The sequence below is a fragment of the Marinobacterium jannaschii DSM 6295 genome (genome assembly GCF_000620085.1).
In the GTDB taxonomy this organism is placed as follows: domain Bacteria; phylum Pseudomonadota; class Gammaproteobacteria; order Pseudomonadales; family Balneatricaceae; genus Pontibacterium; species Pontibacterium jannaschii.
On sequence record NZ_KK211066.1, the window covers coordinates 149,554 to 175,065 of the forward strand.

A 25,512-nucleotide genomic window follows, 5' to 3' on the forward strand; every position below is an offset into this window, starting at 1 on the left:
CGTTTGCAGCTATCCTCCTGCATATTAACCACCCGCAATAAAACAATATTTATTTTATTTTTCATATAGTTAGGAAGAGCACCCTACCGACCGGTCTGTACCGACCAAAGTACCGTACAAACTATTGCAGGTGCGACAAAATGCCATACCAAATTGACCGATCACATTGAAAACACTGGGCTATTTCATGATAATTGGCGGCGAAATTTTCTATTTCCCAAAATAGCTTGTTGATGAGAGCCTGACATGAGCACAGCAACTGAACACCCCACATACAATTATAAAGTGGTGCGCCAGTTCGCCATCATGACAGTGATCTGGGGTATCGTCGGTATGTCCGTCGGTGTCCTGATCGCTGCACAGTTGGTGTGGCCTGCACTGAACTTTGATATTCCCTGGCTGACTTACGGCCGTATCCGTCCGCTGCACACAAATGCAGTTATCTTTGCGTTCGGCGGTTCTGCTCTGTTCGCAACGTCCTACTACGTTGTACAGCGTACGTGCCAAACCCGTCTGTTCTCTGACGGCCTGGCCGCCTTTACCTTCTGGGGCTGGCAGCTGGTTATCCTGCTGGCGGCAATCACGCTGCCAATGGGCCTGACCTCTGCTAAAGAGTACGCAGAACTGGAATGGCCGATTGACGTGCTGATCGCTGTGGTATGGGTTTCCTACGCCATTGTGTTCCTGGGCACCGTCAAGAACCGTAAGACATCTCACATCTATGTGGGTAACTGGTTCTACATGGCATTCATCATCACAGTTGCTGTACTGCACATCGTAAACAGCATGGCTATTCCGGTATCTTTCTGGAAGTCGTACTCTGTATACCCTGGCGCTGTAGATGCGATGGTTCAGTGGTGGTACGGTCATAACGCCGTAGGTTTCTTCCTGACTGCTGGCTTCCTGGGCATGATGTACTACTTCGTACCGAAGCAGGCTGAGCGTCCGATCTACTCCTACCGTCTGTCTATCGTGCACTTCTGGGCGCTGATTGCGACCTACATGTGGGCTGGTGGTCACCACCTGCACTACTCTGCACTGCCAGACTGGACTCAGAGTGTTGCAATGGTAATGTCCCTGATCCTGCTGGCTCCTTCCTGGGGTGGCATGATCAACGGCATGATGACCCTGTCCGGCGCATGGCACAAGCTGCGTACCGATCCGGTACTGCGCTTCCTGGTCGTATCTCTGTCCTTCTACGGTATGTCTACCTTCGAAGGCCCGATGATGTCCATCAAGACAGTTAACGCACTGTCCCACAACACTGACTGGACTGTTGGCCACGTACACGCGGGCGCCCTGGGTTGGGTAGCAATGATCTCTATCGGTGCTACTTACCACATGCTGCCACGTCTGTTTGGCAAGGCTCAGATGTTCTCCGTAAGCCTGATCAACACACACTTCTGGCTGGCAACTATCGGTACCGTACTGTACATCTGCGCGATGTGGGTAAACGGCATCCTGCAGGGCCTGATGTGGCGTGCAGTAAACGAAGACGGCACCCTGACCTACAGCTTCGTAGAAGCACTGGAAGCATCTCACCCTGGCTACTTCGTACGCTGGTTGGGTGGCATGTTCTGGGTAACTGGTATGCTGCTGATGGCATACAACACCTGGCAGACCGTTCGCAAAGACAGCACAGCACCTGCTGCTGACGCGTCCGCACAGGCAGCTTAAGGTCGAAGGAGCAGATAGAAATGATTAAACACGAAACTATCGAAAAGAATATCGGCCTGATGATCCTGCTGATCATCATCGTGATCAGCGGTGGTGGCCTGGCAGAGATTGTTCCGCTGTTCTTCCAGTCTTCTACGACTAAACCGATCGAAGGCCTGCGTACGTACAACGCTCTGGAACTTGAAGGTCGCGACATCTACATCCGTGAAGGCTGCCACGTCTGCCACACGCAGATGATCCGTCCTTTCCGTGCAGAAACTGAGCGTTACGGTCACTTCTCCACCGCTAACGAACACGTATGGGAGCATCCGTTCCTGTGGGGTTCTAAGCGTACTGGTCCTGACCTGGCTCGTGTTGGCGGTCGTTACTCCGATGACTGGCAGCGTGCACACCTGTACAACCCGCGTGACGTAGTACCTGAGTCAAAAATGCCTTCTTACCCTTGGCTGTTTGAAAACAAACTGTCCGGTAAGGAAACTGCTGACAAGATGGCAGCACTGGCAACTGTTGGCGTACCTTACACTGCCGACGACATGGAAAGCGCTCAGGATGACGTTGCTGGCAAGTACGAAATCGACGCACTTGTAGCGTACCTGCAGGCACTGGGTAAAACCCACAATGCCCCAGGGTACACAAACAAGCGGTAAGTCACTGTGAGTTACCAGGATTATGGCCCGTATATTCCGGTGATTATGCTCATCACCTTTGTGCTCCTATTTGTCTGGGTGCTATTACCCGGCAACAAGAAGCGGTTTGATGAAGCAGCTCAGGCGCCCTTCGCTGATGAAGATGCGCCTGTAAATACCGGCAAGAACGACGCCAATAACGGGAGAGACCTATAATGAGTACTTTTTGGAGCCTGTGGGTAGCCGCCATTACCCTGGCAGTCATCCTGGGCTGCGCTTGGCTGCTGCTGGCTACACGCAAAAGCGAAACGTTTAAAGAAACAACAGAAGAGACCCTCGGCCACGAGTTCGACGGTATCGCAGAGTATGACAACCCGCTGCCAAAATGGTGGTTCCAGATGTTCATGGGAACCGTTATTTTTGGTCTGGTATATCTGGTTCTTTACCCTGGACTGGGTAATTTCCCAGGCATCCTGGGCTGGACCTCTACCGGACAGTGGGAAGAAGAGATGGCGCACGCGGAAGAGGTGTACAAGCCTGTATTCGCTAAATACGCTACCCTTTCTGTCGAAGACCTGCAGAATGCAGACAACGAGGCCGGCCTGAAAATGGGTCAGCGTATGTTTGCCAATAACTGCTCTGTATGTCACGGCACTGCAGGTACTGGCGCATTCGGCTTCCCGAATCTGGCTGACAACGACTGGCTGTACGGTGGCGATCCAGCCACTATCAAAACAAGCATCACTGAAGGCCGTAATGGCGGCATGCCACCTTGGGGTGCCGTACTGGGCGAAGACGGTGTTCGTGACGTAGCCAGCTACGTACTTCAGCTCAGCGGTCGTGAAGTTGACGCTGAATCTGCAGCGCGTGGTGGTGTTCAGTTCCAGGCACTCTGCACAGCTTGTCACGGCGCTGACGCCAAAGGCATGCTGGCTCTGGGTGCTCCGAACCTGACTGACGACGTCTGGCTGTATGGCAGCTCTTTCGAGAAAGTTGCTCATACCATCCGTAACGGTCGTAACGGTATGATGCCTGCTCACAAAGACCTGCTGAACGAAGACAAGATCCACCTGATCACTGCTTACGTTTATAGCCTGTCTAAAAACTAACGGCATTTGCTGACAATAAAAGGCGATATGATGCAGATCATATCGCCTTTTTTTTTGCCGACCTATGATAATATTAAGCTTTCCTAATGAAACCAACAGTCGGTTCATTGGAAACTCGGTGAGGTCTTCAATAAGTATTGCTTCCGATGCAGCCTGAGCCGCCCCGGAGGCACCTATAAGCAGTGAGCAATGGTATGAACCAGATACCGGTCAAGAATGTCACACCTGATCCCAAACAGGGCAAGGGTGAAAGTTTCGACCTGTACGCCAAGCGCGAACACATCTACGTGAAGTTCTATAAAGGATTATTCAAGAACTTTCGTGTTATCTCCGGCTTTATGATGCTGGCAATGTTTTTCGGCTTTTCATGGCTGCAATGGGATGGCAGACAGGCCGTTCTGTTCGACCTTCCAAACAGACAGTTTCACGTCTTCGGCCTGACATTCTGGCCACAGGATTTCATGCTGCTGTCGTGGCTCCTGATAATCCTGGCTTTCACCCTGTTCTTTGTCACTGTTTTCGCCGGGCGCCTCTGGTGCGGCTACGCATGCCCTCAATTTGTCTGGACCTGGTTTTTCCTTTGGGCCGAGCGAGTGACTGAAGGTGACCGCAATCAGCGCATGAAGCTGGACAAGGCCGCCTGGAGTAAAGACAAGATCCTGCGAAAATCAGCCAAACACGCGCTCTGGCTGATAATCGGTGCGGCATCCGCCATCGCATTCGTCGGCTACTTCTCCCCAATACGTGAACTGATACCCAATATCATGATCCTTAACCTGGGCCCCTGGGAAAGCTGGTGGCTTGCCTTCTTTACAGTCGGCACATACGGCGCGGCAGGCTGGCTCAGGGAACAGGTTTGTATTTATATGTGCCCTTACGCTCGATTCCAGAGTGTTATGTTTGATCAGGACACACTGATCATCTCTTACGACGAAGCCCGGGGTGAGAGCCGCGGTAAGCGTAAGAAAAATGCCGATTACAAAGCTGAGGGACTGGGTGACTGCATCGATTGCGGCAACTGCGTCCATGTCTGCCCGGTGGGGATCGATATCAGGGATGGCCTGCAATATGAGTGTGTTGCCTGCGGTGCCTGCGTCGATGCCTGCGACGACATTATGGATCGAATGGGCTATGAAAGAGGCCTGGTGCGCTACACCACCGAGCATCAGCTTGATGGCAACACCACCCACATTTTGCGACCACGCCTGATAGGCTACTTTGTGTGCCTTGTCGCAATGTTTATTGCATTCGCCTACACGCTGTATAGCCGCATCCCACTTGAAGTCGATATCATTCGCGACCGGGGCAAGCTGTTCGTTGAAACTCCTAACGGCCTGATCGAAAACGTATACACACTGAAGCTTGCTAACAAGGAGCAGGTCGATCACCAGTACACCATTTCGGTGAAAGGTCTGGACGGTTTGAAACTGATCGGAGACAGCATTGTCACTGTTAAGTCAGGCGAATTGCTGGATCACCCGGTCAGGTTGCATATAGATCCGCGCTATATCAGTAAGCCAAACTACGACATCAGCTTCCAGGTACAGGCCACTGACGACGAAAGCATCATCATCGATGAAGAGAGCCGCTTTATCGGACCGGCGCCACGCCGCTAGTCCTTAAGCACCTTTAACGGTTAAAATAGCTGCCTGGCAACAATGCCAGGCAGCTATTTTTTAGTAAAGAGAAGTCCATGAGCAATAGTAATACCCCTGTCGCCCCCTGGTATAAACAGCCTTGGCTGTGGTTTATCCTCACCCCCCTGATCGCTGTTTTCATCTACGGATTTGTCTTCCTTTACCTTTCCATAACTACAATGGATGGCATCGTTAAGGAAGACCATTACAAAGTAGCCCGCGGCATCACCAAGGATGACTCCCTCGAACTCGCCGCCGCCGAACTCTCCCTGACATCCGAGCTTAAGTTGGATAACCTGACCGGAGACCTGATGCTTGACCTCAAGGGGAATCTCGCCAGCTATCCGGCATCACTGAATCTCGATCTGGTACACCCTACTCATCAGAAGTATGACCAGAAAATCACCCTTAAGCTGGTGCCTGGCAGCCGCTTTTACTCCGGCACGCTGCAGAGCCAGCTGAAGGGTAAACGCTATCTCCTGCTTTATCCTGCCCAGAACGAGTGGCGAATTCGCGGAGAGATCAGTCCTCCTTACGATCAGAGCTCTTTCACTATTAACGCGAACTAATCAGCATGAGCAGTACCCTCCAGCTTCAGGCAGTGGATGCAGAAAACTGCTTCCACTGCGGCCTCGATGTCCCGCCAGACAGCCAGTTTTACGCCCGCATCCAGGGCACGGAGCAGCGAATGTGCTGCCCGGGCTGTCAGGCAGTGGCGCAAACTATCGCCGACAGTGGTCTCGATAACTACTACAAGCACCGTACAGTCACCGCGGCCAGGCCCGAGGCCTCGTCAAGGGAGTTATCCAAGGCCCTGACACTGGAGCTGCAGCTCTATAACCAGCCGAGCATTCAGAAAGATTTCGTGCACGTCCTGCCTGAGGGCGACAGTGAGGCAGCGCTGGTCATAGAAGGGATCACCTGCGCGGCATGTGTCTGGCTGCTGGAGCACCACCTGCGCGGCATTTCTGGCGTTAGCAAAGCCCATGTCAACCTGACGACACACCGCGCCAGGCTGAGTTGGGATCCGGAACAGGTCCCGCTGAGCACGATTCTCGAAGAGATCTACCGTATCGGCTATCAGGCACACCCCTACCATCCGGACAAAGAAGAACAGCTCCTCGAGAAAGAAAAGAAAGTCGCCATCAGGCGCCTTGGCGTAGCCGGCATTGGCATGATGCAGGTGATGATGATGGCAGTCGCGCTCTATGGCGGCGCATTACAGGGCATCGAAAACCAGTACGTTCAGTTTATTCGCTGGGCAAGTCTGGTGATCGCCAGCCCGGTCGCCCTCTATGCAGCCCGCCCTTTCTACGTTGCAGCCCTGCGCGATATAAAAACCCGTCACCTGAGCATGGACGTTCCGGTATCGATTGCTATCGGGGGCGCTTACCTGGCCAGCGTCTGGGCGACAGTCACCAATAGCGGCGAAGTCTATTTTGATTCGGTGACGATGTTTACCTTCTTCCTGCTGATCGGTCGCTTTCTGGAGATGCAAGCGCGCCATCGTACCGGCAGAGCGGGTAATTCGATGCTTAATCTGCTGCCTGCCAGCGCCACACGAATCGTTGACGATGAAGAACAGCTGATCCCAGCCTCAGATCTGATCATAGGCGACAAGGTTCTGGTAAAGCCCGGCCATACCATTCCGGCAGACGGTATCATCCTGTCTGGTAATAGCTCCGTCGACGAATCAGCCCTGACCGGTGAATACCTGCCGGTCCGCAAAGATAATGCCGACACCGTCATTGGCGGTACCATTAACGTCGAAAACCCAATCGTGGTTGAAGTAACTCACATTGGCAGTGAGACCCAGCTTTCGGCAATCGTGCGCCTGCTGGACAGAGCACAGGAAGAAAAACCAAAAGCCGCACGTATCGCAGACAAAGTAGCCAGCTACTTTGTTGCCGCAGTGCTGACCACCGCCATAGCGGTGGGTGCAATCTGGTGGTTCCTTTCACCTGCGGATGCATTCTGGATAACACTTTCGGTACTGGTTGTTACCTGCCCCTGCGCCTTATCGCTGGCAACACCAACCGCCCTGACTGCAGCCACCGGGGCCTTGCGCCAGCACGGCATCCTGATCACCCGCGGCCACGTTCTTGAGAGCCTGTCACAGGCCACCCATGTGGTGTTTGATAAAACCGGCACGCTGACCGAAGGCAATCAGACACTGCAGCAGGTTGTGTCAGTATCAGACATGCCGACTGAGAAGGCCCTGGATATTGCCAGCGCACTGGAGCTTCACTCTTCCCATCCGATTGCCAAGGCTTTTTCGGCCACCCCAACAATCCGGGCCGAAGAGATGAACGCCCAATTGGGACAGGGCCTGCAGGGCATCATCGATGGCCAGACATACCGCATCGGTAAACCGGCCTATGCCCTTGAGATAACCGCAACTCAGGAGCTGAGCCCACCAACAGAGAACGGCCAGTGGTTATTACTTACGACGGACTCCGGCCCGCTTGCCTGGTTCCAGCTTAACGATCAGTTACGCCATGAAGCGACTTCCGCCATCAGGTATCTGCAGGCACTCGGCCTGGAGTGTCAGATGCTCACCGGCGACAGCTCCGCAGCGGTCTCTGAAGTCAATGAGATACTGCGGCTGGATAAGGTAGTATCCGGCGTTTCACCGGAAGAGAAGCTCATCCACGTTCAGACCCTGCAACAACAGGGTGCCAAGGTCATCATGGTGGGCGATGGCATCAACGATATTCCGGTACTGGCGGGCTCTGAAACCTCTGTGGCGATGGGCGGCGCGACAGACCTGGCTAAGACCAATGCTGATGCGGTGCTCATCTCCGCCGACCTGCTCAGGCTGGTTGATGCCATCCAGCTGGCCAGGAAAACGCAGCGCGTCATACGCCAGAATCTGAGCTGGGCTTTGATATACAATATCACTGCCTTGCCGCTGGCGGCGACCGGCTTTATCGCTCCCTATATGGCCGCAATCGGTATGTCTGCAAGCTCACTGGTCGTGGTTGGTAACGCACTGCGCCTGTCCAGGGTTCGCGCCGTGGAGTTACTTAAACGAACATCCCCTGAGGATTCAGGTAAATAAATGGATATCATCTATCTTCTTATTCCCATCGCAATCGTACTCGCAGGCTTCGCGGTCTGGGCTTTCTTCTGGAGCGTGAACACCGGCCAGTATGACGATCTGGAATCTCCCGCTCACAGCATCCTGTTTGAAGACGATGATGCACTGATTCCGGACGACGCTAAGCAACGCAAAGATGATTGAGACTCTCTCACTGACAACAGCGCTGGTGCTGGGACTGCTGGGCGGTGCCCACTGCCTCGGCATGTGCGGCGGCATTGCCGCCACCGTCTCAATGAGCACCCCGTCTGGTGGCAAAGGCCTATGGCTGCTGACGGGTTACAATACCGGACGGATATTCAGCTACACCCTTGCAGGCGGCCTGATTGGCAGTATCAGCTGGTTACTTGAGAGCGAAGCCAGCCTGATCGCAATGCGGACACTGGCTGGCCTGATGCTGGTCGCGATGGGCCTTTACGTCGCGCAATGGTGGCAGGGACTAGTTCACCTGGAAAAAGCGGGTAGCCGACTCTGGCAAGGAGTCCGCCCCCTCGCCAGCAGGCTACTGCCGGTTAAGAACCTGCTTCAGGCACTCACTCTGGGCGCCTTATGGGGCTGGCTGCCATGTGGCCTGGTCTACAGTACGCTTATATGGGCCTCTGCGGCTGCCGACTGGCAGACCAGCGCACAGCTGATGATGGCGTTTGGTATTGGCACCCTGCCAACCATGCTGCTCACCGGAGTACTGGCGCATCAGGTCAAGCAGGTCCTGCAAAAAAAGATTACCAAGAACCTGTTTGGCTCTTTGATCATCTTTTTCGGAATTTACACCATTCCATGGGCAGGCATCACCGGGTATTGACCGATATCAACGCCGACCGAGCGTTCGGCCACTAGACTTATGGCCTTAACGTGAAGTACTTGAGGCCCTCTCTGTGGATACCGAAAACCTGATTCAATGGGATCTTGATCTGATCAAACGCTACGATCTGTCAGGCCCGCGCTATACCTCCTACCCGACCGCGCTTCAGTTCGACCCTGAATTGTCTGCCGAGGCACTGGTCGCTACCGGCACACAGAGCTCAGATCAATCCGCACCTCTGTCGCTTTACGTCCATATTCCGTTCTGCGCACACGTTTGCTACTACTGCGCCTGCAATAAGGTTATCACCCGCAACCGAAAGAAAGCACAGCCCTATCTGGATACGCTGTACAAAGAGATGCGCCAGCTGTCCGAATGGTATAGCAACGACAGGATAGTCGATCAGCTGCACTGGGGCGGCGGTACGCCAACCTTTATCAGCGATGAGCAGATGGCTGAGCTGATGGGACAACTGCGCAGCAACTTCAATCTGCTGACCGATGACAGTGGCGACTACTCGATTGAGATTGATCCGCGCGAAGCGACTGCCGATACCGTGAAAGTGCTGCGTGAAATCGGCTTTAACCGTATCAGCCTCGGTGTACAGGATGTACAGCTCAAGGTTCAGGAAGCAGTAAACCGGGTACAGTCTATAGAAGAGACAATGGCCGTACTGGAAACTGCCCGGGCCGAAGGCTTCCGCTCACTGAATATGGACCTTATCTATGGCCTGCCCTATCAGAGCCTGGACAGTTTTGCCGATACGCTGGATTGTGTGATCGAGATGAATCCGGACCGGCTCTCCGTATTTAACTACGCACATATGCCGGACCGCTTCCGTTCGCAGAAGCATATCGATGCCACCACCCTGCCCTCACCAGAGACCAAGCTGGCGATTCTGGAGATGACCATCCGGAAACTGCTGAAGGCAGGGTACCAGTACATCGGTATGGATCACTTTGCCAAGCCGGATGATGAACTGGCACTGGCCCAGGGTAACGGCCAGTTACACCGTAACTTCCAGGGCTACACCACGCATAAGGAGTGCGACCTGGTGGCGATGGGCGTATCGGCGATCAGCCAGATTGGCAATGTCTACTACCAGAACCAACACGATATGGCTGCGTACAGCCAGTCAGTAGAAGCGGCCAGCCACGCGATCAATCGCGGAGTGCAACTCAATAACGACGACCTGATCCGCCGTGCCGTCATTACCCAGCTGATCTGTCATTTTGAACTTCAGCCACAGCAGATTGCTCAGCGCTTCGGAATCAACTTTGGCGACTACTTCCGCCGCGAACTGGAGGAGCTGTCCTCATTCGTTGCTGACGGCCTGCTTGAGATGTCTGACAGCGACATCAAAGTCACCCCAGCCGGACGACTACTTATCCGGAGGATCTGCATGACATTTGATGCCTATATCCCTAAACAGGCTCCGAGCCGCGGCTTTTCCCGCATTATCTGAGACTTAAGCGCCTAACGCCCACAGACCACAGGCGGCAATTCTTATTGTCGCCTGTGGTAAATCGCAGGTTCCGCTTCACGACCATCTCTAAATGTTACATAATTCAGTCTTGGTAGCCCCTCTTAATAAGTAACTTAATTAGCAGGACCTGATATATGGGTGATAACAAAGTGACAGAAGGGAAACTGCGCAGCCTTCAACAGGTTCATTGCAATACCTGCAGCCTCAGCTCATTGTGCCTGCCTGTATCATTGAATATGACCGAAATGGATCGCCTGGACGACATTATTGAAAAGAGTCGTCCGCTCAAAAAAGGCGAACATCTATTTCATCAGGGAGAAGAATTTACTTCGGTCTATGCGATACGTGCCGGCTCAGTCAAAAGCTATACCATTACCAACGATGGTGAAGAGCAGATCACCGGGTTCTACTTCCCGGGCGAACTGGTAGGTATGAGTGGATTTGATAACAATGAATACCCTGTCTCCGCCAAGATTCTGGAGACAACGACTGTTTGCGAAATTCCTTTTACTCACCTCGACGAACTCTCCGGCCAGCTGCCTGAGCTGAGACGTCAGATCCTCCGGACAATGAGTAAGGAAATTCGCGAAGAACAGCAGATGATGCTGTTGTTGTCGAAGAAGAACGCTGAAGAGCGTGTTGCTACGTTCCTGATCAAGCTGTCCCAGCGCTTTAAGCAGCGTGGCTATTCGGCCAGCGCATTCCGCTTGTCAATGTCACGTAACGAGATCGGCAACTATCTGGGCCTCGCGGTAGAAACCGTCAGCCGTATCTTTACCCGCTTCCAGAAAAACGAACTGATCCGGGTAGATGGCAAGGAAGTCGAACTGCTTTGCCTCGACCAGTTGTATGAAGTATCCGGCGAATGCCCCGGAACCAACCCGGACAACGGTTGCCCAAGTACAGCCTCAGAATCGGCCTCCTGAGTAAAGCCCAGCGCAGTAAATAAAAAAGGCACCTGTGCCTCAGCACAGGTGCCCGAATGTTGCACAATGAAGTAGCCATCTCAGTGTGTAACCCAACAAGTCCATTAAACCCCTAAAGTACCTAAGAAACATTGAGACATATCAATAGCTGTTCTCAATGGGCAAACGGGAGCCTTAAATGTCATACGACGAGTGCTATGTAAAGTCGGTCATTCGTACAATTCCTGACTGGCCTGAAGCCGGTGTTCAGTTCCGTGATATAACGCCACTGTTCAAGGACCCTAAAGCGCTAAGAATGATCTCCGACGCACTCATCCAGCGCTATATCTCTTCAGAGATCACTCATATTGCAGCCATCGACGCACGCGGTTTTCTGCTCAGCGCCATTATGGCTCACCAGCTGAACCTGCCACTGGTAATGGTTCGCAAGAAAGGCAAACTGCCTGGCGAAACATTGCAACAGGAATACAGCCTTGAATACGGTACCTCGGCAGTCGAGATGCAGACTGACGCCGTTACAGAAGGTAATCGCGTACTGATCTTTGATGACCTGATTGCCACCGGAGGCACCGTTCTGGCGGCTGCTACGCTGATCAAGAAACTGGGCGCAAGTGTGCATGAAGTCGCTACCCTGATCGATCTACCTGATCTGCAAGGCTCCGCACGCATTCAGGAAGCGGGAATCCCCGTGCATGCACTGATGGCATTTGAAGGTCATTAATTGCTGCAGGACAGGCGCCTGGCGCGCCTGTCTCTCTCAACCTTATATGACAGATATGCTAAGAGCCCTGCTATTAGTCGCCGCAGCCCTGAGCCCCTTGCCGGCAATAGCCGCCCCTGCAGTTAATACACCGATCTCCCCGCTAAAGCAGCTGCGGAGCCAGCCCGGCACAGACAGCGAAAACCAGCTGACACTGCTGCTCGTTTCCAGAGCCGACTGCCCTTATTGCGACTTTGTACGCGAAGAGGTACTGACGCCACTTCTGCGCAGCGATATATTTGGTACGCAGCTGAGGATCAGGGAACTCAAAATCGATCAAGAGCAAACAGTCACCGATGCAAAGGGCATTCAGCTGAGTAACCGGGCGTTTGCACAGCGTTATAAAGCAACCTTCACACCAACACTTCTGCTACTCGACAATAAAGGGTCCAGCCTTGCAAAACCGGTTGTCGGGGTTGCTAACCGTGACATGTACGGCTTCTATGTCGAGCGGAACATCAGAAATGCACTCCACGACCAATAGCCGGACTTAGCCGCCGCCCCTCAATCAACACCATACCCTGATAGCTAGCTGAACTGAAATATCACCTGAGCGCACGGAATACCTTGTATCAGAAAGGCATTTTCCGGCGTTAACAGGTAAAATCCCATCCGTTCACACCACTTCAATTTTCCCAGAGTAGCTATATGTGGTTTAAAAACTTTATCTTCTACCGTTTTACCGGGCCTTTTGAATTCAATGAAACCCAGCTTGAAGAAGCACTCCAGGAGCATACTTACTCCCCCTGCGGCAGTCAGGAACTAAGCCGGTATGGCTGGGTTACGCCTGCGAAAGAGCTGCAGGATACGCTGTGTCACAGCGTTCACGGATTTCATGTTGTGGCAGCCCAGAAGGAGGAAAAGATACTTCCACCTGCGGTAGTCAAACAGATAGTGGATGAAAAAGTAGAACTGATCGAAGATGAGCAGGCACGTAAGGTCTATCGCAAGGAGCGCGATCAGATTAAGGATGAAGTCATTATCGACCTGCTGCCCAGAGCATTCAGCCGCTTTCAGCGCACTATGGCACTGATTGCTCCGCAACAGGGCTGGATCATTGTTGACGCTTCCAGCCACAAACGTGCAGAAGAGCTGCTGACCCACCTGCGCGGCTCTGTCGGCTCACTGCCGGTGGCATTGCCGGAAGTCAAACAATCTCCATCTGCAGTCATGACCAGCTGGCTTGAGAGCGGTCAGGGGATGCCTAACGGCCTGACGATTCTCGATGAGTGCGAACTGAGGGATAACCTGGTCGAAAGTGGCGTCATCCGGATCAAGGGCCAGGATCTGACAGACGACGAGTTTACCGCCCATCTTGAAGCAGGCAAGCGGGTTGTTAAGCTTGCCGTTGAGTGGGAAGAACAACTGCGCTTCGTGCTGCAGGAAGATCTGGCGATCAAACGCCTCAAGATGACCGAGCAGATGCAGGAAAAGCGTGATCAGGACAGCCAGGAAGATCAGCTGGCCCAGTTTGATGCTGACATCGCCATGATCGGCCTGGAGCTGACCCGACTGATTCCGGTTATTCTGGAAGCCTTTGGCGGTCTGACTGACGAATAGCCTCTGCTGACAAAACGCAACAGCATGGCCGCTTAGCCTCAGGCCATGCTGTTTACTGCAACGCTACTTAAACGCCGAGTACTACTTTACCAGTTCCAGCAGATCACTGCGGTACTCCGCCAGATCCGGCACCAGCCCTAATTCAGTACAATCTCGCAGATGGGCTTCACCCTGTTTCACCGTCTCGCTTTCCCCGAATTCATTGTCTTCCAGATACTGCACCCGCTGGGTCGCCTGATAATGGAACGCCAGTACGACCGCCGCACTCTGGTTTCCCTCTTGCAGCAGCGCTTTCCATTTATGAATCTTGTTCTGGATTCGCAGTGTTTCCCGCTTCAGCTTCCAGACGTAGATAAGCTCCTCCAGCTCAGGGCGATGACGGAAGAGTGCAAAAATACCACCGCTGACAAGCAAACCGGCCAACACTCCGGCCAGGTTAATCCAGGTATTTTCGCCTTCGGGATTACCGACCCAATGACGCAGTAAAGTGGCACTGCTTACGCCCAGCACACCAAACACCAGCATGCAGATGATCGATACCTGGCGGTAACGTTTACGGTACAGCGTCTTATCTATATTTCTTAATTCCATCATTAATCCTGAAAAGTATTAACCTGCGCTTGAACTCTGCCAGACGCTGTGTAGACTAGCCGCACATTTCATACATCGAACCGGTAAATTGCAACTACTACCGGCACAATGTCTACGAATTGCCCAGACCAGCGATATCTGCCTATATCACCTCTGCCGCTCAAACAGTTGAAATCGATACTAGGATCCTTATCTGACAGGGCTTTAACCCTAAAGCGATAGTGTAAGTTATATGTACTCCATCAAAGAGATGTTTTACAGCCTGCAGGGTGAAGGTGCCCACAGCGGCCGTCCGGCTATTTTCTGTCGCTTTACCGGCTGCAACCTCTGGTCTGGCCGGGAGCAGGATCGGGCAAAGGCGATATGTGATTTCTGCGATACCGACTTTATCGGTACAGATGGCAGCAATGGCGGAAAATTTAAAACCGCCGCCGAACTGGCTCAGGCCATCCTCTCCCTATGGCCGCAGGACAGGAAAGATTGCTATGTGATTTTCACCGGCGGAGAACCTGCGCTACAGCTGGACGATGAGCTGATTGCCGCTTGCAAAGCGCTGGGTATGGTCATCGCCATTGAAACCAACGGTACCAAACCACTTCCGAACGGAATTGACTGGATCTGTGTGAGCCCCAAAGCCAGCGCGGAAGTGATTATCGAGCGCGGCAACGAGCTTAAGCTGGTTTATCCTCAAACCGACGCAATGCCCAGCCGTTTCGAATCGATGCAGTTTGAACACTTCTACCTGCAACCGATGGATGGCCCGGCAAGATCGGAAAACACCTCGGCCACAGTACAATACTGCCTGGAAAATCCGCGCTGGAAGCTAAGTCTGCAGACGCATAAGATTATCGGCATCGAGTAAATACCCGCCTTCCCTCAGGCAATCTCTTTTTGCCCCAATCGTCGGCGGTAAAGAATGAGTAGCAGCGCCGGCAGGTTCATCAAGATTCCGTACACCAGCGCTGTCGCTGCCATATCAGCGCGCTGCAGCACAACCGCTGTAACAAATATCGCTGTCGCAGCATTCTGAATGCCAACTTCCACCACCAGCGTCCAGCACTGCCGGTCATCAAGACCAAACTGGCGTGACAACATCAGGGATACACCGGCAGCCAGCAGAATCAGACACACCACAGCCGGCCCCGACTCGATAAGCAATCCCGGCAGGCGCTCAAGATTGACTGTGACAATCAAGCCGACAGCGACGGCCATGAACAGCAGCGCCGCTCGGCCTACCCAGTGCCTGAGCACGGCAGCGGATGCGGGGAACCGACTGGCAAACCACATTCCCAACAGCACCGGCAAAACGCTCATAACCAGTAGCTTAGCCATCACTGTAATAACCGGAAACTGCGCGGCTGGCATATCCGGCATTAGCTGACTGAGGAAAAATGCGGCCAACAGCGGCAGCGTGAAAGGCGTCAGCAAACTACTGACCGCGGTCAGAGACACGGACAACGCCGTATCCCCTCTGGCCAGCAGAGTAATAATGTTAGAGGTGGCCCCTCCGGGCGAAAGAGTCAGGATAATCAGCCCCAGCGCGATCGGCGCAGTGAGGCCAAAAAGCCCGATTACCAGCCAGCCTAACAGCGGTAGCAGCGCGATCTGCAGGAACAGCCCTAACAGCAGTCCGCGAGGCCGTCTGAAGACTTCAATAAACTGCGCCATTGACAGGGTTAGCCCAAGACCCAGCATAATCGTGAATAACGCAGCGGGTAAAACCAGCTGAGGGATAAGTGCGCCGGACAACCTGGGCCTCCTGAAATCAGATCCATTGAATATGGCTGGCAGTGTATAGCAACTTTCCGCAGCGCAACACCGCTTTCATTCAGTCAACATCGCACGGGGCGCAGCCTGAAAAGGACTACCCACAACTTCTGTGGATAAGCTTGTGAGTTACACAAATGAAACAGGCTGTAACCCTTATGAAACGTTACGCCCACTTAAATTGATCATTTTTTAGCCACCCGCTAAAGCCCTATTAATTTCAACTACTTACTTATGGCGGTTGCACCCGTTTTGACGGAAAAACCAGCGTCAGGATAACAGTAGCGAAAGCAACTGGTACTATAATCGGCTAAGGAAGCCAACTCTGAGCGTAATATGCATCAATCCGGGAGACGGAATGGAACGCAATGCCACTGAGCAAAAAGCCGCGGAAAAAGTCACGCTGATAGGCGCTGTTATAGATGCCTTTTTGGGCGCCCTTAAGGTCGTTGTGGGAACCCTTTCCCACTCCAGTGCGCTGATTGCCGATGGCATTCACTCGCTCTCAGACCTTCTGACCGACTTACTGGTAGTGGTCGTCATCCGCATCTCGGGCAAGGAAGCTGATAAAGAGCATCCCTGGGGGCATGGCCGCTTTGAAACGGTCGGCACCGTTATTCTCGGCTCGGTGCTAATCGCCATTGCCGGTGCCATGGGCTATGAGAATGCGGTCAAGCTGTTTCAGGGTGAGCCGTCCCAGACACCACAATGGCCCGCATTACTGGCGGCTGCGATTTCGATCGGTGCCAAGGAATGGATCTATCACTACACCCGGGCGATCGGCGAGAAGCTTAAATCTGACCTGCTGATCGCAAATGCATGGCACAGCCGCACCGATGCCCTTTCTTCTATTGTGGTCTTAGCAGGCGTGGCAGGAGCCATGATGGGGATATGGTGGCTTGATGCGGTAGCCGCACTGGCAGTGTCCCTGTTGGTCGCTAAAATCGGCTGGTCACTGACCTGGGACAGCATTAAGGAGCTGGTCGACACCGCCCTGCCTGCCGAGCGGGTCACCGCGCTGAAAGAAGTCATCATGGACGTCGAAGGGGTACTCGACGTTCACAGTTTCAAAAGCAGGAAGATGGCCGGCCGCGGTATTCTCGAGATGCACCTGCAGGTTAAACCCGGCATCAGCGCCTCTGAAGGCCATTATATTGGCGACTCGGCGGTCTGTAATATCCTGCAGAAATTCGATGATATCGCGCATATCATCTTCCATATCGATACTTACAACGACGAATCGGACAACTACTGTAAAACACTGCCGATGCGGCCGGAAGTTTCCGATATACTCAGCGACCGGCTCTCGCAAATCGATACAACACTGACGCAATGGTCTCAGCTCACCCTGCATTACAGTGACAAAATTGAGATAGAGCTTTATTACACCAGCCTGCCTGGCATTACAGCACGGCAGCTGGAGCAACAACTACAGCAGTCCCTGAGTGCCTCCGCCCCCTGGTGCGGCAGGATTCAGGTGTGGAACAAATCCTGATATGTCCCAATACCTTCGTCCCGCCGGCGACTTTGAAACTGAAATCGTGATTAAGAACAGTCGCTTTATAACGTACGTGGCCCACACTCCGGACAATTTCAGCTCAGACCAGTTCATAGACCGTATCCGGCAGCTTCATCCCGGAGCGAACCACAACTGCTGGGCAAGGATTACGGCGGCTCCCGGTGATGGCCGCTTCTGGTCCTGTTCCGACGACGGCGAACCCAAAGGTACAGCCGGACGCCCCATGTTAACGGTGCTTGAGCATAGCGGCGTCGGCGAGATTACCGCCGTTGTAACCCGCTATTTCGGCGGCGTTAAACTGGGCACAGGCGGGTTGGTGCGGGCATATGGTCAGGCCGTGAACGAAGCGCTCGCCAGCATGCCTACGGAACCGGTGGTCGCTCGGGATACAATCACCCTGCTGGCTGACTTCAATCAGACCGGTACCATTGAGCATCTGATCTCGCGCTTTGAGATTACTGTCGCGGATCGCCAATGGGGTGAGCAGCTTAAGATCGAAGCGGAGATTGACAGCGAACGGCTAAATGATCTGCAGCAGGCAATCGCGCCCTACGGTAATGAACTTCAGCTTATCACTGATAAATAGTTAATCAGCTGCCAATACTAAAAATCTTGAATTCAGCTTCAGTGTCGTCTGAATAACCCGCCTGAAAACAGCGGCCGTCCGGACCTGATCAACCTTACCCTCAACCGGTTCAATACAAATAACGCCTTTTAGCCAACAGTTCACGACCAGATAAGCAATATCGATTACTCAATAATCTATATTCGGACAGGGAAGTTGACCTCTATCATTACAGGCCGCCACGGTAGAGGATATGCTACTAAGTCTGGTATTAAGGCGACTGTTTTTAGGTCGTTTGACGGAGACCACAGGCAATCGATGCGTGATAGCCTTTATGTAATGATCATTCACGACATTCGTCCTTATCGGCGTTATATGCTGCGCGCACCGGGCGAATTTGCTATGCTGACGCCAGATTAAAACAACTGTTTAAAACCGAAAAGCCAGAGAGCTTTGGTTGAGTGCCGTATAGGGATCGATGCGTGGGAACGGATTCCGGAATTTAAGCGTTACGCGAAGAGGAAGTATGAATTTCGCAGAGAATAATAGCCAAGCCGCCGAGTATCTTCGCCAGGCCGTCCCCCTGATGGTGAAGCACAATATCGCGCCAAACCCGCTAAACTACGCCCTGTGGTATACCTACGTATCCAAACGTATTCCACAACTGAACTCTGAGCTTGATAAGACGCTCAAGACTTACGGCACCTGTCCTAACCGGTTAAGTGAGGAGCTTTTCCGAGAGCACCTTATCCGGCAGGAGTTTGATGACACTGAAAAGTTTCAGTCAAATCTGGTCGGTATTATCAACGACCTGCATAAACACACTGAAGTTACCGCCGAGAATACACGCGACTATGGTGATGCCCTGGCGGAAGGCATCGAAGCACTGCAGGGTGAAGGCCAGCTGCCGCTGGAATCAGTCCTAAGGAGCCTTGCCAGCAAGACCGCTGAGATCGGACGCTCGACTCTGCAGTTCCAGCAGAAGATCAATGACGCGCAGGCAGAGATACAGCAGCTTAAACAGGAACTGCAACGTAGCCGTCAGGATGCCCGCATAGACCCCCTCACCGGTCTGTTTAACCGCCGCGTATTCGACAGCGAAATCACGCCATTGCTTGATGCCGCCGTTCCACTCAGCCTGGTTATCGTCGATATCGATCACTTTAAGCGCTTTAATGACGACTACGGTCATCTTATGGGCGATAAAGTGCTGCAGTACGTCGGCAAGCTGCTCCGCGATAGCTGTTCGGAGCCGAACCTCCCGGTGCGGTTCGGCGGCGAAGAATTCGCTATTTTGCTGCAAAAGGCCACTGTAGCTGAAGCGGCAGAAGTCGCCGAGAGCCTGCGCCAGAAAATTCAGGCAATCCGCATCAAGCAGAAGAAATCCGGCGATGTTATCAGCTCTATCACCGCTTCCTTCGGTATCGCCGAAATCAAGCCACAGGAAAGCCGTGACCAGCTGATCGAACGGGCCGATAAGGCCCTGTATCAAGCCAAGGAAAACGGCAGGAATCAGGTTGTAATCGCAGATTAAAGCGCATAACACTCAGTGCTGACATCTGTCAGAGTCAATAAAAACGGAGGCATCAGGCCTCCGTTTTTATTGTCAGGAAACGACTGCAATATCAGGCCGGACTAAAGGCAAAGCGCTTATCCAGCCGGCTAATCCCAAGCCCACTCATTTTGCTCACCTGAATCTGGGTAGCGATACGCTCCTTCAATGCCTCCACATGGGAAATTACGCCCACGGTTTTACCGGCAGCGTTGAGTGAGTCCAGCGCATCCAGCGCCATTTCGAGAGTTTCGCTGTCCAGCGTACCGAAGCCTTCGTCCAGAAACAGCGAATCGATACTGGTTTTATGGCTGACCAGATCGGAAAGCCCGAGCGCCAGCGCCAGACTTGCAAGGAAGGTTTCGCCGCCGGACAATGTCTTTATATCCCGGCAAACATCGGCCTGCCAGGTATCGATGACTGCCAGCTCCAGCTCTTCGCCCTGCTTTCGTGCCAGCTGATAGCGCCCCTGTAGCTGCACCAGGCGACGGTTTGCCAGCGCCACTAGATGATCCAGTGTCAGCCCCTGGGCGAAGCGGCGGAACTTGCGCCCGTCCTTCGACCCGATCAGGCTGTTCAGACGTTGCCAGACATCGAGGTCCGCTATCGCCTTATCCAGTTCAGCGAGTAGTGCCTGTTGCGCCTGACGCTGCTGCAGGTCTTTCTCCAGATCGCGCCGGATTCCGGCTATCTCAATGGTGCAGTGTTCAATCAGCTGGTCAGTCTCTGTCAGATGCTGCACTACCTGATCGAAGGTCTTCTCGTCACTTCGGCCAGCCTCTAGCTGAGTCAGATGATCCGCAATATCCTTCAGACGGGCATCAAGCTGCATGCGGTTGTTATACAGCTCCTGCTCCAGTTGCTGCAGTGAAGCAAAGTCTGCCGCGCCCAGCCTGACGGACAGAAACGCCTCAACTGACTCCAGACCGCTTTCAGTCAGTTTCTGTTGCCATTGTTCGCGACATTGATCCAGTTCGGCACTGGCCTGCTGTAGCGCCTGGTGTTTAACCGCATACTCCCCCTCCAGCCTCTGCAGCTGCTGAGTCAGCAGCTGTTGTTGCTGTTGCAGCTGTTCGAAACCGGTCCGGGCGTTCAGCAGCTGGCTATCGATAGTTTCACTCTCGACGCCCAGTGATCTATCGCCAAACAGTCCCTTGCGTTGCTCAGCAACTTGTTCGGCGCAGCTGACCCGTTGTGCCAGTTGCGCCCGGACCCCGGACAGATCTTCTGCAGCACGGCGGCCCTGTTCCTGAGAAAGCAGTTGCTGCTGATCAAGCTGTTGCAGCATTTCGACCAGGCCCTGCCTTTGCTGCTGCTGAGCGAGATAGCGCTGGCTACCCGCCGCCAGGGTCTGCAGCCAGGCCTCAACCTGATCATCCATCTCAGGCCAGTCCAATCCCGAGGCATGCACTTCGGCTTTAAGGTTTTCAGTCAGATCTGCCAACGCCTGATCCGCCTGCGACAAGTCCTGCAGTAACCGCCCATGCTGCTGCTCAAGCTGTTGCTGCTGCTGGCCGATAAGGCCGAGTTTATGCTGCTGACCCTGCAGCTGCTGATCGGCACGCTGCCTCTCTTCACTCTGCTTTTGTTGTTGCTGTTTGAGCTGGTTCAGTTGCTGCATCTGCTGCGTCAGCAGGGCTCCCTGTTCCTCCTGCTGTTGCAGCCAGTGTTGCAACGGCTCGACCTGGTCCGGCAACAGGTTTACCTCCAGTATCGCAATATCCGCCTGCCACTGCTGCTGAATCTGCTGCAGTTCCTGCGCCAGCTTTTGCGCTAGATCGACACTGCCATTAATACGGGCCTCCAGCGCCGATTGCTCTGCTCGAAGCTGGCTGCCACGCTCCTGAATCTGTTTTAGCAGCAGCTCCTGGGCCTCCAGGCGCTGCCCGGTCTCCTGACTGTCGAGTGACTGGTAAGCCGCTACGGCGGGATGTTCTGTGGCACCACAGAGCGGACAGGGCTGGTCAGGTTGCAGCTGCTGGCGATGCACCGAAAGATCCGCGATCAGTTGCTCCTGCCGCATCAGCTGTTTCAGGTCTTTCAGTGTCTGATCTTCCCGCTTCCACTGCTCCCGGGTTTGTAACAGCCCGCTGTCGCAACGGTTTTTTTCCTGCTGCAACTGCGCCAGCGCCTTATCACTGTCCGCTTGTTCGCTCAGCAACGCAAAGTAGCGCTGCTGCAGGGCGATCAACCGGTCTCGGGTACCACGCAGTTCACCCCAGCGATGATAACGCTGGCTTAGCAGCGCTTCATCATCACCATTCAACAGCGTCTTCAGCTGCAGTTCGGTCTCCTGCAGCTTCTGGCTCGCCGTATCCGATAGCGCTTTCAGTTGCCGTTGATCTCCCTGTAGCTGTACCTGATCCCGTTGCAACTGCTGTCGCTCGGACTCCAGTTGCTGCAGCCGGACCCGCAGATCCGCCTGCTGAATGCCCAGTTCACGGCGCTGGCTAAACTGTGGCCGCCAGCCGGACAAGCGTGATTCCAGCTCTGCGTAGCGGCTGTTGTGAGCCAGCCAGGCGTCGATTTCAGACTGCCGGGCAGCCGCTGCAGCCTGCTCCGCCTCCAGCGCCTTCCGTTGCCTGCTGTACTCTGCCTCGGCTTGTTGTTGCCTCTCCACTTCGGCACGCAACTGTTGTTGCTCTGTCGAAAGCCTTTCAAGTTCCCGATCCAGCGGCAGCACCTGCTCGCGCAACTGGCGGAAATCAGCCTGAGCCTGTTCAGCCAGCCCGACCCGGCTTTGGGCCTCTCGATACTGGGTTTCAAGAACCTGCAGGGCTTCGCGTTTCAGTCCCTGGTCCTGCTGCAGCGCGCTGGCCTCGGCACTCAGACGCTGGTGCTGTTGCTGGCGTTCCTGCAGCATATGCCAGTCCGGCTCCAGAACCATCGCGGGGCGCGCCTGCTGCAGACGCTTAAGCGCATCGGCACTCTCCTCCTCACGCAGCAGCAGTTGGTTCTGCTCTGCTTCGACCTGCGCTTTCTGTTGCGATAATTGCTGATGTTTCAGATGCCACTGCTGAAGCTGCTCCAGCCGCTTGCGCTGTTCACGCTGTGCCTCATTCTGCGGCAGCAGCTCAGCCAGACGTTGCTCTAGCTGGGTCTGCGCCTCAGGTTGCAGTAGCTCTATTCCCTCCAGACGCGCACGCTGCTGTTGCAAGGCGGACTCCTTATCGCGGGCACGTTCAAACACCGCCATGGAGATATCGCTATAGATCTCCGTACCGGTCAGTTCTTCCAGCAGTTCAGCACGATCATTGGCAGAGGCCTCCAGAAACGCAGCAAAACCGCCCTGAGCCAGCAGCATGGATCGGGTAAAACGCTCGAAATTCAGTCCGGTGATCGATTCAATCAGGGCCAGCTTCTCACTGATTTTCCGGCTCAGAACCTTGCCATCCGCATCCACCAGCTCGACCTGAGGTGCCTGCAGATTACCTTCAGCCTTACCTCGTGCGCGGCGCTGGGACCAGAAAGCACGGTATTCGATCCCCTTAACCTCAAATTCAACTTCAGCCAGTGACTCTGCGGTATGGCGGGTCATCAGTTCGTTGCTGCTCTGACTGACCTGTAAACGGGGGGTCTGGTGATAAAGCGCCAGGCAGATCGCATCCAGCAGCGAAGTTTTACCCGCGCCGGTGGGGCCGGTAATCGCAAACAGGCCGCTATTGACGAAGTCATCGCGGGTGAAGTCGATCTTCCACTCACCTTTCAGGGAGTTGATATTTTTCAGCCGCAGGCTAAGAATTCTCATCCGTTCAACTCCTCATCCAGCGACGCCCTGATCTCTGCAAAAGCATTTCTCAGGCCTGCCGCCGCAGGATCATTCTCCAGCGCTTCTGCGCTGAGGCGGCGTTCAAACACCTCATCAATATTCAATTCACTCAGGGTTTCCCGGGACTGCTGCTCCAGCCCCTGACGATTACGCTGACGCTGGCGACGCAATCGCAGAATCTCAACACCATGCTCTTCAGCCAGTGCCTGCAGACGGTTATGCAAATCACTGAGATAATCATCTTCCTGGACCTCAATATCCAGCCACAGGGGCTTTGCCCGGAGACTCAACGGTTCCAGCTCCTGGAAGCGGGCTTCCAGTTGTTGCAGATTACCTTTCCAGCGAGCCATCGGCTGGGTATGGGGCACAGCCACCGGTGTAACGCTCTGGAGAGCCCCCTCAGAGAATTCGGCCAGCAGCACCTGCTTGTCGTTTCCGATCTCATCAAAGCTGAGCGGTATCGGTGAGCCGGAATAGCGCAGGTGCTCTTCACCCGCCACTTTCTGCGCCTTATGCAGGTGGCCCAGCGCCAGATAGTCCACAGGCGGAAAAGCCGATGCCGGAAAGGCTTCCAGCGTGCCGATATAGATCTCCCGTACCGATTCCGAACTGGTTGAACCAACCGTCGTGAGATGCCCGGTAGCGATGATCGGCAAAGGACTGCTAAAGCTGTCCCGCAGCGCTTCAGCCTCGGTATAGAGCGCGGCATAGTGATCCGCAATCGCCTGTGTCATCGCCTGCTGTTTAGCCTCAGGGGATTCACCCGCCTGGCTGCTGACCAGATCGCGCGGGCGCAGATAGGGTATTGCGGCCAGAACCGCCGCCGGCTCGCCGCTGCGGTCATGAATGACCACCAGCTGATCCCGGATCTCCGGCTGGGCACCGCCTATAACAGTGACATTCAGACAGGCCAGCAGGGTCCGCGACTCATGCAGGGTGGCCACTGAGTCATGGTTCCCCCCCAGAATAACCAGCTGACAACCGCTGGCCTGAATCTGCACCACAAAATGGTTGTAGATCTCACGGGCATAGCTCGGGGGGGTGCCGGTGTCGAAAATATCGCCGGCAATTACCAGTGCATCGATCCGTTCCGATTCAATCAACACCAGGAGCCAGTCCAGAAAAGCCTGGTGCTCGTTAGCGCGGCTCTTTCCCATAAAGTTCTGGCCCAGATGCCAGTCGGAGGTGTGCAGCAGTCGCATGAAGTGCGGGTCTCTATCAGCGGTAGACTTAAAGGCCGGCCATTGTAGCAGAGCCGGGGTCGGCGAGGGTTGCTAACAGCACCTGGCGCGGCGATATAAAGGCTTTGCAGGAGATGCCCGGACTGATCCAGCTGAGGTCAGTCTTATCATTGGCAATCAGAGCATAGAACGGTTCCCCCCCGCACAGGGTCAGTTTCACCTCGGTCTCGCGACTCATCGGTGTAACCGCCTCGATTCGGGCATCCAGCTGATTGTGCTGCTGCCGGTCACTGCCCCCCGGTCCCAGGCTCACCGCGAAGGCTTTGATCATCGCGACTACTTCCCGCCCCGGCTGTAACTGCAAGCGCAGGCTGCTGCCACGGGTGACAGAGGCGAAGAGGCTCTGGCCGCCTGATAACCTGATCTCAACCAGGTCGTTGTGATCCCGCGAGCTGATGGCCGCGACCTGTCCACTAAGCTGGTTACGGGCACTGGTCTGAAGGGAGATACGGGCAATCAGACTGTGCAGATTATCCATCGGCAGTGTTTCGTCCTGCAGGGCAGTCAGTGCAATATTCTGTACCTGCCCGACCAATCGGTACATCTGCACCAGCCTCAGGCCAAAGGGTGTTAAGCGGGCACCGCCACCGCCTTTGCCACCCACGACGCGTTCCACCACCGGTTTTTCCGCCAGCGAGTTGAACTGATTCACGGCATCCCATGCCGACTTATAACTCATTCCCGCAGCCGCAGCGCCTTTACTGATCGACCCTGTCTCCCCGATCTGTTCCAGCAGAGCTATACGGCGGGGGTCAGCGAACAACTTTCCCGCCCGCTGCAGAATTAGCGCGGAATCCAGTTCCATATCAACTCCCATATCTTTGA

Annotated in this window: 23 protein-coding genes; 18 read left to right on the top strand and 5 right to left on the bottom strand. The window is 54.3% G+C overall.

Annotation, left to right across the window (positions count from 1 at the left end):
* Nucleotides 1-246 precede the first annotated feature (246 nt).
* From ccoN to rdgC, 14 genes are all read left to right on the top strand, one after another.
* A complete protein-coding gene (gene ccoN, locus Q354_RS0119925; protein WP_027859144.1) occupies nt 247-1,677 on the top strand; it encodes a cytochrome-c oxidase, cbb3-type subunit I in 1,431 nt (476 codons plus the stop codon).
* Nucleotides 1,678-1,697: 20 nt separating this feature from the next.
* Nucleotides 1,698-2,324, top strand: coding sequence for a cytochrome-c oxidase, cbb3-type subunit II (gene ccoO / locus Q354_RS0119930; protein ID WP_027859145.1), 627 nt, complete (start codon nt 1,698-1,700; stop codon nt 2,322-2,324).
* Nucleotides 2,325-2,330: 6 nt separating this feature from the next.
* Nucleotides 2,331-2,519, top strand: coding sequence for a cbb3-type cytochrome oxidase subunit 3 (locus Q354_RS27640; RefSeq protein WP_051560418.1), 189 nt, complete (start codon nt 2,331-2,333; stop codon nt 2,517-2,519).
* Nucleotides 2,519-3,412, top strand: coding sequence for a cytochrome-c oxidase, cbb3-type subunit III (ccoP, locus tag Q354_RS0119940; protein WP_027859146.1), 894 nt, complete (start codon nt 2,519-2,521; stop codon nt 3,410-3,412). The genes Q354_RS27640 and ccoP overlap by 1 nt, the downstream gene beginning before the upstream one ends.
* Nucleotides 3,413-3,606: 194 nt before the next feature.
* A complete protein-coding gene (gene ccoG, locus Q354_RS0119945; protein WP_027859147.1) occupies nt 3,607-5,028 on the top strand; it encodes a cytochrome c oxidase accessory protein CcoG in 1,422 nt (473 codons plus the stop codon).
* Nucleotides 5,029-5,105: 77 nt separating this feature from the next.
* Nucleotides 5,106-5,618, top strand: coding sequence for a FixH family protein (locus Q354_RS0119950; protein ID WP_027859148.1), 513 nt, complete (start codon nt 5,106-5,108; stop codon nt 5,616-5,618).
* 5 nt (nt 5,619-5,623) lie between these two features.
* Nucleotides 5,624-8,110, top strand: coding sequence for a heavy metal translocating P-type ATPase (locus Q354_RS0119955; protein WP_027859149.1), 2,487 nt, complete (start codon nt 5,624-5,626; stop codon nt 8,108-8,110).
* On the top strand, nt 8,111-8,293 hold the full coding sequence (ccoS, locus tag Q354_RS0119960; RefSeq protein ID WP_027859150.1) for a cbb3-type cytochrome oxidase assembly protein CcoS: 183 nt from the start codon (nt 8,111-8,113) through the stop codon (nt 8,291-8,293). It begins immediately after the preceding gene.
* On the top strand, nt 8,286-8,951 hold the full coding sequence (locus tag Q354_RS0119965) for a sulfite exporter TauE/SafE family protein (RefSeq protein WP_027859151.1): 666 nt from the start codon (nt 8,286-8,288) through the stop codon (nt 8,949-8,951). The genes ccoS and Q354_RS0119965 overlap by 8 nt, the downstream gene beginning before the upstream one ends.
* Nucleotides 8,952-9,024: 73 nt before the next feature.
* The gene (gene hemN, locus Q354_RS0119970) at nt 9,025-10,416 is read left to right on the top strand and encodes an oxygen-independent coproporphyrinogen III oxidase (protein ID WP_027859152.1); all 1,392 of its coding nucleotides are present in this window, start codon (nt 9,025-9,027) and stop codon (nt 10,414-10,416) included.
* Between the two features lie 155 nt (nt 10,417-10,571).
* Entirely contained in the window at nt 10,572-11,363 is a 792-nt protein-coding gene (fnr, locus tag Q354_RS26620) for a fumarate/nitrate reduction transcriptional regulator Fnr (RefSeq protein ID WP_211252299.1), read from the top strand.
* Between the two features lie 178 nt (nt 11,364-11,541).
* Complete coding sequence (locus Q354_RS0119980; protein ID WP_027859153.1) at nt 11,542-12,084, top strand: adenine phosphoribosyltransferase; 543 nt, start codon at nt 11,542-11,544, stop codon at nt 12,082-12,084.
* Nucleotides 12,085-12,139: 55 nt separating this feature from the next.
* Complete coding sequence (locus Q354_RS0119985) at nt 12,140-12,607, top strand: thioredoxin fold domain-containing protein (protein ID WP_169828916.1); 468 nt, start codon at nt 12,140-12,142, stop codon at nt 12,605-12,607.
* A gap of 164 nt (nt 12,608-12,771) precedes the next feature.
* Nucleotides 12,772-13,683: a recombination-associated protein RdgC gene (gene rdgC, locus Q354_RS0119990; protein ID WP_027859155.1), complete on the top strand. Its 912-nt coding sequence runs from the start codon at nt 12,772-12,774 to the stop codon at nt 13,681-13,683.
* An 81-nt stretch (nt 13,684-13,764) separates the two neighbouring features.
* On the opposite strand, the gene Q354_RS0119995 is transcribed toward rdgC, so the two are convergent.
* On the bottom strand, nt 13,765-14,274 hold the full coding sequence (locus Q354_RS0119995) for a DUF3087 family protein (RefSeq protein WP_027859156.1): 510 nt from the start codon (nt 14,272-14,274) through the stop codon (nt 13,765-13,767).
* 232 nt (nt 14,275-14,506) lie between these two features.
* Here Q354_RS0119995 and queE point away from each other — a divergent pair, with 232 nt between their 5' ends.
* Entirely contained in the window at nt 14,507-15,136 is a 630-nt protein-coding gene (gene queE, locus Q354_RS0120000) for a 7-carboxy-7-deazaguanine synthase (protein ID WP_027859157.1), read from the top strand.
* Between the two features lie 14 nt (nt 15,137-15,150).
* Here queE and Q354_RS0120005 read toward each other — a convergent pair whose 3' ends face one another.
* Nucleotides 15,151-16,023: a bile acid:sodium symporter family protein gene (locus Q354_RS0120005; RefSeq protein ID WP_027859158.1), complete on the bottom strand. Its 873-nt coding sequence runs from the start codon at nt 16,021-16,023 to the stop codon at nt 15,151-15,153.
* A 376-nt stretch (nt 16,024-16,399) separates the two neighbouring features.
* Here Q354_RS0120005 and Q354_RS0120010 point away from each other — a divergent pair, with 376 nt between their 5' ends.
* The 3 genes from Q354_RS0120010 to Q354_RS0120020 all read left to right on the top strand — a co-directional run bounded on the left by Q354_RS0120010 (nt 16,400) and on the right by Q354_RS0120020 (nt 19,659).
* Nucleotides 16,400-17,536, top strand: a complete 1,137-nt coding sequence (locus Q354_RS0120010; RefSeq protein ID WP_027859159.1) for a cation diffusion facilitator family transporter — start codon at nt 16,400-16,402, stop codon at nt 17,534-17,536.
* 1 nt (nt 17,537) lies between these two features.
* Complete coding sequence (locus Q354_RS0120015; protein ID WP_027859160.1) at nt 17,538-18,146, top strand: YigZ family protein; 609 nt, start codon at nt 17,538-17,540, stop codon at nt 18,144-18,146.
* A 505-nt stretch (nt 18,147-18,651) separates the two neighbouring features.
* Nucleotides 18,652-19,659: a GGDEF domain-containing protein gene (locus Q354_RS0120020; protein ID WP_027859161.1), complete on the top strand. Its 1,008-nt coding sequence runs from the start codon at nt 18,652-18,654 to the stop codon at nt 19,657-19,659.
* Nucleotides 19,660-19,750: 91 nt separating this feature from the next.
* Here Q354_RS0120020 and Q354_RS0120025 read toward each other — a convergent pair whose 3' ends face one another.
* Genes Q354_RS0120025 through Q354_RS26625 form a run of 3 tightly spaced genes read right to left on the bottom strand, consistent with a single transcriptional unit; the run spans nt 19,751 to nt 25,492 of the window.
* Nucleotides 19,751-23,425, bottom strand: coding sequence for an AAA family ATPase (locus tag Q354_RS0120025; protein ID WP_027859162.1), 3,675 nt, complete (start codon nt 23,423-23,425; stop codon nt 19,751-19,753).
* Nucleotides 23,422-24,648 carry an exonuclease subunit SbcD gene (sbcD, locus tag Q354_RS0120030; RefSeq protein WP_027859163.1) on the bottom strand — a complete coding sequence of 409 codons (1,227 nt, stop codon included), beginning with the start codon at nt 24,646-24,648 and terminating at the stop codon, nt 23,422-23,424. Before sbcD ends, Q354_RS0120025 begins: the two co-directional genes overlap by 4 nt.
* 28 nt (nt 24,649-24,676) lie before the next feature.
* Nucleotides 24,677-25,492: a TOBE domain-containing protein gene (locus Q354_RS26625; protein ID WP_169828917.1), complete on the bottom strand. Its 816-nt coding sequence runs from the start codon at nt 25,490-25,492 to the stop codon at nt 24,677-24,679.
* Nucleotides 25,493-25,512: the final 20 nt, after the last annotated feature.